Raw genomic sequence first — 9,592 nt, 5'->3', positions numbered from 1 at the left:
GGCCTTCCTTTTCCTTTTTCCACAAAAATACAGGTAGGCAAAATAACTTTTGCCTACCTGATAGCAGCTATATTGCGAAATAGAGATTACTCTTGGTTCTGGCTGCCACCAAAAGCGGTATCATGTTTGTGATTATCATTAAATACCAACACACCACCAACATGTTCCGCATTCTCACCAAAGAAGCGCCCATAACTCAAACCTGTATTCTGCTGAGTATTTTCGAGATTTTTAACAATGGCATCTCCAGAAAACGATCCACCATCCATTATTTGCCCTTTAAAATCATACTGGTGTGCAGTTCCTTGTAATGAACCAACATAGTCCTTATCACCAAAGTTCGCCTCAAAACTACCTGGAAGCTTCTTCTCACCATCATATTGGTTAATTCCCGCTATGGTGTAAGTAACTTTACCTTCGGTTGGCACAGCTGTTGTCGCATCTTGGCCAGAGAAGAATGCAGTGTGCTTAGCATCGTCTTCTGTTCCAGTTTGTGACCAATCCCCATAATAAACTTCGGCATCTGCGATTTTAGAGAACTGGAATTTCCCCATATCGACATTACCGTTTGGTGTTGCAGGAACAACATAAACATTGCCCTCTTTTGGAAACATCACAATTCTCGCTAAGCTCGAAAATGATATTCTTTTTCCTTCGCCTTTATAACGATGACCAATACCCGGTGAGCCTATACTCCCCCCATGGGGTCCATGAGAAGCTTGAGTTTCACCTACCGTTACATTTGATCTTTCTGTCTCATACGTTTGGCTCTGTGCAGATTCCGTTATCGCACTCGCGTAGGTAGACATACCTGCCAAAATAGCAATTAACGTCGCTTTAGTACTTGTATTCATAGTGATTTCCTTATTCAATTAGTAAAAAATTAAAAGGAGTGATGCTTTTTACTCTTTTCTCTTGGACATATTTGTGGACCCACAAACTGAAAATGATTTTATGAGAATGCGTTTTATTTACAAATAAAGATTTTATAATTCAATGAAAAATCATTACATTAGAATGGTGTTTTTTCTTTTTATTTTTCAATAAACTATAAAATAACTCTCCCCCTATAAATGTTAATCATCCCTGTAATGAGCGATTTTAAGTTCGATCTTTATTTATCTTTGCTATTTTTTAAGAGTAATTACAGAATTGAACGGCATTAAATAATGATATTAATCTCAATGGATGGGATTATTTTTAGATTAGTGTTAAATAATAATCTTCATTATTTAAAGAGGAATAAATATTTAGGATTGTCGGAATGAGAATAAAACTTACTGATAAGAATAACAAAATACCCAAGAAAAAAAGTGCCTTGAAAATCACATAAAGGCACAAAATTATCGCTATTTTGTGCCTTTATCGCGGATTACGCTTGGCTAAGTAATCGAGTTAAGGGTCCTTCCAATAATCGTCCACGCCAACCTGCAAGCAGTTCAGGCTGACATGATTTCTCTTTTAATCCCCAATGCACTGCTAGTAATTGGTTTATTTGACGGCGAGATGCCAGTAATTCAGGGTTGAATTTTTCATTCTCAGCGATCTCTTTCACCACAGCTTTTATTTCTTTAAAGATACTTTTGTACTGGCTTTGCTCTGTGATATTAGCCACAGGTGCAGGATATTGGCTTTCATCGAGTTTTTTCGCGTCCTCAACAATACTTAATAAACGCCGACCGTGACAACGAATTTCCTGCCCTGATAAACCTAATGCGTCCAGCTCACCTAATGAACTTGGTAAGTAGCGAGCGACCTTCCATAAATTTTCTTCTTTAATGACGAAGTTTATTGCCATATCCCGTGCTTTCGCTTGGTCAAGACGCCATGCTGCCAGTAATTGCAAACAGGCAAGTTGCTCATCACGTAGCTGCCATGCATTAGTGATGCTTAAATAAGCTTTTTCTGGTTTGACTGTTTTTTGACGACGCGCAACGATACGCTGACATTCATCTTGTGCGTCCGCTAATAAACCTTCTTCTGACACTTTTTCCATCAAAATTTTCGCGAGTGGCAGCAAATAAAGGACATCTGCAGTCGCATAATCACACTGTTTCTCACTTAAAGGTCGAGCAAGCCAATCTGTTCGTGATTCGCTTTTATCTAGCTCGACACCCAAATGTTCTGCAACTAACGTCGCAAAACCACAAGAAATTGGATAACCCAAGAACGCGGCAAGCACTTGAGTATCTATCATTGGCTCAGGCACACAACCAAAATCATGCATAAAAACTTCTAAGTCTTCACTGCCTGCATGTAGAAATTTTAATTGGTTTGGGTTGGTTAACAGTGCCTTAAATGGGCTAAAGTCCGTCATTAAAAGCGGATCAATCAATGAAACCTGTTTTCCATCATACAACTGCAATAACCCCAGTTGAGGGTAATAGGTTCTAGTGCGAACAAACTCAGTATCTAATGCTAACCACGGTGCATCGCTGGCCTCTTGGCAGACTTTGGCTAATTCGCTATCTGTTGTGACTAAACGGTAATTCAAAACAAGTTTCTCTTTATTATAATTTAGTTAAGTGTATCTGACGGACACAGTAACGCCGGTAAAAACCGGCGTTACACATTGCTTTTGTTAATTCACCACTCAATAATTCATTATGACGGTGATTTTTCTCGTGCTTGCTGCTCTTCGGCTCTTAACTCTTTTCGTAGGATTTTCCCTACGTTAGATTTTGGTAGCTCATCACGAAACTCAAAAATTTTCGGTACTTTATAAGCGGTTAACGAACGACGGCAAAATGTTTTAAGATCTGCAGCGGTCAATGAAGAATTTTTAGTAACCACGAAGACTTTTACTGCTTCTCCAGTGCTTTCGCTTGGCACACCAATGGCCGCACATTCAACCACATCAGGGTGCATGGAAATCACATCTTCAATTTCATTTGGATAGACGTTAAAACCAGAGACAATAATCATATCTTTCTTACGATCAACAATACGAATATAGCCTTCATCGTCTATTTCAGCGATATCACCGGTAGCTAACCAGCCATCCACAATGGCTTCGCTCGTTGCATCAGGACGATTCCAATACCCTTTCATTACTTGTGGACCTTTTACCCACATTTCACCCGCCGTACCACGGGGAACTTCATGCCCATCATCGTCTAAAAATTTCACATCTGTTGATGGAACGGGTATTCCGATACTACCACTATAAGCTGTTAAATTATATGGGTTACCTGAAACTAATGGTGAACACTCAGTTAAGCCATAGCCTTCTAGTAAATGCCGCCCTGTCAGCGCTTGCCATTTCTGTGCGACGGCTTTATGGACAGGCATTCCTCCGCCAACGGACAGCCGCAAGCGCGAGAAATCCAACTTTTGAAAATCGGGATTTTGCAACCACGCATTGAATAATGTGTTAACGCCCGTGATCGCTGTAAATGGATATTTAGCTAACTGTTTAACCGTATCCGGAACATCTCGCGGATTGGTAATCAGTAAGTTCACACCACCGACATTAATAAATAATAAGCAATTTACCGTAAGTGCAAATACATGATAAAGCGGTAGAGCTGTAACCACATATTCATGACCAAAATGTAAAACTGGACCATATGCTGCTCTGGCCTGCGCAATATTTGCCAACATATTGCGATGAGTTAACATTGCACCTTTTGCCACCCCAGTCGTTCCACCGGTATATTGCAAAAATGCCAAATCATCACCCTTGATATTCGGCTTGATATACTGCATCCGATAGCCCTGATGCATCGCACGGCGAAACGAAATTGCATCAGGCAGATTGTATTTCGGCACTAAGCGCTTGATGTATTTCACGACGAAATCCACGATGGTGGCTTTCGGACGGGGAAGTTGGTCACCAAGGCGAGTTAAAATGACGTGTTTAACCTTTGTATTAAATACGATTTTCTCTAGGGTATGCGCAAAGTTAGAGACGATAACAATCGCTGTCGTTCCACTGTCATTAAGTTGATGCTCTAGCTCTCGCGGGGTGTACAGTGGATTGACATTCACCACGACCATACCCGCACGCAAGATACCAAACAGTGCAATAGGATATTGCAGTAAATTTGGCATCATTAAGGCAACACGATCCCCTTTTTTAAGACCCAATCCATTTTGTAGGTATGCGGCAAATGCTCGGCTTCTCTCTTCAAGCTTACGATACGTCATCACAGCGCCCATGTTAATGAACGCAGGTTGATCCGCATATTGAGCAACGGCATTTTCAAGTAACTCTGCTAATGACGCGAAGTCATCAGGATTTATTTCTTCAGGTACATCAGCAGGATAATTTTTTAGCCAGATTTTTTCCAAAATGTTACTCCTGAATTTAGTGAGTTATTATTTTACACAGCCCTTTAACAAATTATTAACTCATTGTACCAGTTTGAAAATTAAACAATGCTAAGGTTGAGAGCTATATCACTAAATAAATTTCATTCCTTCGAGATAAAAATAAGGCGGTCTATGCCGCCCTATTCAACTTAAGATTAATTCATCAGAGTTTTACTCTGTTTATATCCCGTAATTATACACCGTTGTGAGAAATTTTTGGAGAGTTAAGCGATTAATCGTCCACTGCCATTTCGTTTTTTTGTAAAAAAAATCCTAGATTAACTAGGATTTTTAGCAGAATAATAATATAGATTACTCTTTAATCTTCCGTTAAATAGGTTTGCACCTGAGCAGGTCCTACTGGATATCCATAGCCCCATCCCCAAGGATGATTATAGTAATATGGAGAACCATAATAACCATAACCCCATGGTCCCGCAGGCGGTGGGATCATCACACTTTGAGCAATACTCCAACGTTGAAAGCCAGTCACATTCATCGTCACGTATTGATAAGGAACTTCACCAATTTTTCCAGCTTGCTCTCCGGTAATATTACCTACAACAGTCACATAGCGGTTTCTAAAATCATTTGGTTCAACGAACCCATTGATATAGGCATAGATACGACCAAGAGATGCGGAATTTAATTCCGGCGCAGCATCGTATTTATTTAACGTCATGACCGCTATTTCAATTCGCGTTCTTTTCGGTTCATTTAAAACAGAAATAACCTTGCCGCCAAAACGCGCTTCTTGACCGATAAACATTTCCGGTGCATTTTGTACCGATTTAAGATTTTCTGCAGGATTAGGCACCGAACCTTTGATCGATTGAGGGATCGATACACAACCAGCCAGCGCTAATATGCCCGCAAGTAACAGCGTTTTCATTGCTGAGCGGTAGCTAAATTGAATTTTCATTTTCCACCTCCAATTAGCCATCATTATAAACTGAGATAATAAGTATTAATACAGCCCAAAAACCTCACCACATTATATGTTCAATTCAATTGTTATTAGTACTCATTTGTTCAATGATAGCTCAATTAAAAGCCAATTTTATGTCTTAGGTAAAAAAATAGCTATCTAGTATTAACCTAATAGCTATTTATTTTCATTCTACAAAAATGGTTTTTATTTTTATTCGCGACCGGGTAATTTTTTCCAAGTGACTTCATTACGCAGGTAAGTTGGCTCAACATTCTCTACCGCAGTTATTTTACCCGCTATCCATAACTGTTCTGCTATTGGCAACATATCTTGCGCAGCTGGCAGAGTAATCAGGCTATCACTTATGGTCGAACCTTGTAACAATTCAGGATAAGCACCCCAACCAGTACCGGCGTAGCACCATTGTCCTTGTAACTCTGAGAGTTTAGCTTTGAAATCTGCTGGAAGCATGACAGCTTCAGTCTCTTCACCTAACCAAAAACCTTGCTCATCACGTTGATATTGTGCGCAGTAGATTTCTGACATTCGAGCATCAATCGCGACCAGAACACGTGAGCAATCTGTTGTGCGATATGCACCTTGTGCCAGTGTCATTAATGAAGAAATGCCGATCATAGGTAAATCAGCGCCAAGCGCTAACCCTTGTGCGATCCCCACGCCAATCCGCACGCCAGTAAAACTACCGGGTCCGCGCCCAAATGCTAATGCATCTAATTGATTTAACGTAATACCCGCTTGCACTAATACTTCTTCAACCATAGGAAGTACTTTCTGGGTATGTTCACGAGGAGAAATCGCAAAACGCGAAATAATTTCACCGTCACACAAAAGTGCAACAGAACAAGCTTCAGTGGCTGTATCAACAGCTAGAATACGACTCGACATGCCTAAACTCCGGCAAATATTAGGTTTTTTGTTGTCGCCTTATGACGGCAACCTGAAAGATGGGCGGTATCTTAACATAAACCACCCACGAGATTGCACTAAATTAGTGTTTTTCCATTGACTCGGAACGCTTTTGCGCCAAAAAATCAATCGCTTTATTCAGGCTACGAGTGCGTGGTGATGGTGGTAAGCTACGTAAAAACACTTCGCCATAAGGTCGAGTCACTAAGCGATTATCACAGATTACAATCACTCCATAGTCTTTCGTATCACGGATTAAGCGTCCAACGCCTTGCTTCAAGGTGATCACGGCATCAGGTAACTGCACATCAGCAAATGGGTCCCCACCACGGAGCTCACAATCTTCAATTCGTGCGCGTAATAACGGATCATCAGGAGCCGTGAAGGGCAGTTTATCAATGATCACACATGTCAGTTCATCCCCTCGGACATCCACCCCTTCCCAAAAACTACTCGTTGCCACTAAAACCGCATTCCCCGCGGCAATAAACTGAGCTAACAGCTTATTTTTGCTGCTTTCACCTTGCATAAGGACAGGCAGCGTAAGCGATGCTTTAAATTCTTCTGCAAGTTCTCGCATCATCAAATGTGAAGTGCATAAGAAGAAACAACGACCTTGGTTTTTTTCGATCAGTGGACGCAGCATATTCGCCAATTTCTGTGCACTTCCCCGTTGATTAGGTTCAGGTAAAAATCGCGGGACACACAGTAAGGTTTGGCGTTCATAATCAAAGGGGCTAGCAAGCAACAATGTTTTCGCGTCACTAAGACCGAGCCTGTCTGTAAAATGGCTTAACTTTTCATTCACGGACAATGTCGCCGATGTGAATACCCAACTTGCCGAGGTACTGGCTATCATTTCACTGAATTTATCCGCAACAGTAAGTGGGGTTAACGCCAATAAAAAATGACGCCCATAACTTTCAAACCAATAGCTATAGCCTGGTATAGTCACCTCTTTTAGGCGACTTAAACGGTTACGGTAAATGGTCACCCGCTCAAAAATAGAGTCTAAACTTTGAGAGCGACCTAATGATGTTTTGATCACCTCATAGCAGAGTTCAAGCGCATCATCGAGCAACGTTAGTGCACGCTGTACTTCAGATAACTTCAGTAATTCACGTAAATTACCGCGAAAACTGTTTTCCCCTAAATTAAGGCGAAAATCCAGTGTACTTTGGGTTAGCCTATCTGCGCTTTTTTGCAGTTGGGCTTGATCTTTTAGCTCCGTACGATAAGTCATGATCATATCACGAGCCAAATCTAATAATTGGCGGCTACTCAGCTGCTGACCAAAATACTGACTCGCAATATCTGGAATTTGGTGGGCCTCATCAAAGATCATCACATCCGCTTGAGGAATTAACTCTCCAAAACCAGTATCCTTCACAACCCGATCTGCCATAAATAAGTGATGATTGACCACCACTACATCCGCATCAAGCGCCTTACGACGAGCTTTAAGCACAAAACACTCTTGATAACGCGGACAATCACTACCTAAACAGTTGTCATTCGTGCTGGTGACCAATGGCCAAACCGCACTATCTTCAGCAATATCATGGCAGGTGCTGGTATCCCCTAACTCCGATTCGATGGACCAACTGCGTAATCTGACTACCGCCGCCAGAATTTCAGGTTCGAGGCTTCCTCCACCAAGAGATTGCTGATCCAACCGTTCAAGGCACAGGTAATTTGAGCGTCCTTTCAGCAGCGCCGTTTTACCCGTGTAATTCATCGCATTGATGATCGTAGGTAGGTCACGATGGTAGAGTTGATCCTGAAGTGCCTTCGAGCCCGTAGAAACAATCACTTTTTTGCCGCTACGCAATGCAGGGACGAGATAAGCGTAAGTTTTCCCTGTTCCTGTCCCCGCCTCAGCCACCAGCACATGTTGCTGTTCGATAGACTGAGCCACGGCGTCAGACATGGTGACCTGCGCCTCTCGAGGTTGGAATCCAGGAATTGTTTTTGCTAGAAAGCCATCTGCTGAAAAGTCGTTAGACACTACAAACCTATATTGCTTACTGTTGATGGGCACACTTTACCATGAGTTCAAGATGGCTGCTGAGCTAATTATCGTTTCATTAACGAACTGATTTTCATCATAGTAGCAAACTGATATCCTTGGTCAGCACTGATAATAAGGAACAATTATGACTATTGAACGCATTGACCCAGATACCCGTTGGTCTGAAGCAGTTATCCATAACAACGTGGTCTACTATACTAGCGTCCCAGAAAAATTGGATGGCGACATTATCATTCAAACCGCGGATGCATTGGCTGCCATTGATGTCATGTTAGGTCGAGTCGGTTCAGATAAAAGCAAAATTTTAGATGCGACTATCTTCCTTGCAGATAAAGCAGATTTTGCTGGCATGAACCAAGCATGGGATGCCTGGGTTGTCGCAGGCAGCGCACCAGTCCGTTGCACTGTTCAAGCCGCATTAATGAAGCCAGAATATAAAGTTGAGATCAAAATCGTTGCTGCGATTGATTGATATTACTTGAAGTTTGATTAAGACTTGAAAAAAGAACCATCAGTTTAATGCCGATCACTTGAATTGAGCGGCATTATTTTTAACGGGATGTTTTGACCTTTTATTTTCTCACTACTCTCACTTCTTTTCTGTCTCACTGCATATCACAGCATACGGCATTAACGAGCTTTGGCCTCTATTTTACCTATCCATTTGATTTATTATTAAAAGTAAAAACGTATTATTTAGAGTCTTTACTGTTTCTCATATTCTTTTTTCATCTCAAATGAAATTTGTATTTCTCTACACAGTAGGAAGTAATAAATCTTTACATGACAATAGAAATGAATATTATTATCACCATCATGTGAAGTGGGAATTCTAAAATGTCTTTCAAGATCAATTCAAGCTTAGTTTTTATTATTACCATTTTGCTGGGGGGTATTCCTCTTTCAACTATATGGTTACACATGATACCCAATATAGTAATAATAAACATTAGTAATTGGATAGGTGAGATACCTGTAATTTACTCAGATTATTATCGAAATGAAAGCTATCTATCCGCTTTATACTGTAAAACGGCACCTTTTTTTTCCATTCCATACTATTTGATTGTATGGAATTCTATAGAAATAAAAAAGAACATTTTAAACTATATAATAAAGGGATAGTTACAACCATATTTGGTTATTTTAGTATAATTTTAATTGCTTTTATTATTACATATATTAATTACTTCTTAAACTATAACATGTCAAACGGAAATATAAATTTACGCTCAATTTCCGCTTTTGAATTTACTTCATTCCTTTATTATTACGCTATCTTTATATCAGTCTTCACTATTACTTGTGCTACAGTAAATGCATTTCTATTTCTACCAATTAAATATAAAAAATTAAATATAAAAAATTAAATACAGACTAATTCATAA

Annotated in this window: 7 protein-coding genes; 1 reads left to right on the top strand and 6 read right to left on the bottom strand. The window is 40.3% G+C overall.

Going from position 1 to position 9,592, the window contains the following annotated elements; all coding sequences use genetic code 11:
- Positions 1 to 86: 86 nt before the first annotated feature.
- The 6 genes from PSF16_RS15095 to PSF16_RS15070 form a co-directional block, all read right to left on the bottom strand.
- Positions 87 to 854: a Slam-dependent surface lipoprotein gene (locus tag PSF16_RS15095; RefSeq protein WP_006661820.1), complete on the bottom strand. Its 768-nt coding sequence runs from the start codon at positions 852 to 854 to the stop codon at positions 87 to 89.
- 518 nt (positions 855 to 1,372) lie between these two features.
- On the bottom strand, positions 1,373 to 2,494 hold the full coding sequence (gene rnd, locus PSF16_RS15090; RefSeq protein WP_006661821.1) for a ribonuclease D: 1,122 nt from the start codon (positions 2,492 to 2,494) through the stop codon (positions 1,373 to 1,375).
- Positions 2,495 to 2,604: 110 nt separating this feature from the next.
- Positions 2,605 to 4,293, bottom strand: coding sequence for a long-chain-fatty-acid--CoA ligase FadD (gene fadD / locus PSF16_RS15085; protein WP_006659916.1), 1,689 nt, complete (start codon positions 4,291 to 4,293; stop codon positions 2,605 to 2,607).
- A 340-nt stretch (positions 4,294 to 4,633) separates the two neighbouring features.
- Positions 4,634 to 5,236, bottom strand: coding sequence for a Slp family lipoprotein (locus PSF16_RS15080; RefSeq protein WP_006661822.1), 603 nt, complete (start codon positions 5,234 to 5,236; stop codon positions 4,634 to 4,636).
- A 219-nt stretch (positions 5,237 to 5,455) separates the two neighbouring features.
- Entirely contained in the window at positions 5,456 to 6,151 is a 696-nt protein-coding gene (tsaB, locus tag PSF16_RS15075) for a tRNA (adenosine(37)-N6)-threonylcarbamoyltransferase complex dimerization subunit type 1 TsaB (RefSeq protein ID WP_006661823.1), read from the bottom strand.
- Positions 6,152 to 6,254: 103 nt separating this feature from the next.
- Complete coding sequence (locus PSF16_RS15070) at positions 6,255 to 8,180, bottom strand: ATP-dependent DNA helicase (RefSeq protein ID WP_181480828.1); 1,926 nt, start codon at positions 8,178 to 8,180, stop codon at positions 6,255 to 6,257.
- Positions 8,181 to 8,328: 148 nt separating this feature from the next.
- Between PSF16_RS15070 and PSF16_RS15065 the strand changes: the two genes are divergently transcribed.
- Complete coding sequence (locus PSF16_RS15065; protein ID WP_006659920.1) at positions 8,329 to 8,676, top strand: RidA family protein; 348 nt, start codon at positions 8,329 to 8,331, stop codon at positions 8,674 to 8,676.
- Positions 8,677 to 9,592 lie beyond the last annotated feature (916 nt).

The sequence above is a fragment of the Providencia sp. PROV033 genome (assembly GCF_028484855.1).
Taxonomy (GTDB): domain Bacteria; phylum Pseudomonadota; class Gammaproteobacteria; order Enterobacterales; family Enterobacteriaceae; genus Providencia; species Providencia alcalifaciens.
This window is presented reverse-complemented; position numbering and strand designations above follow the sequence as displayed.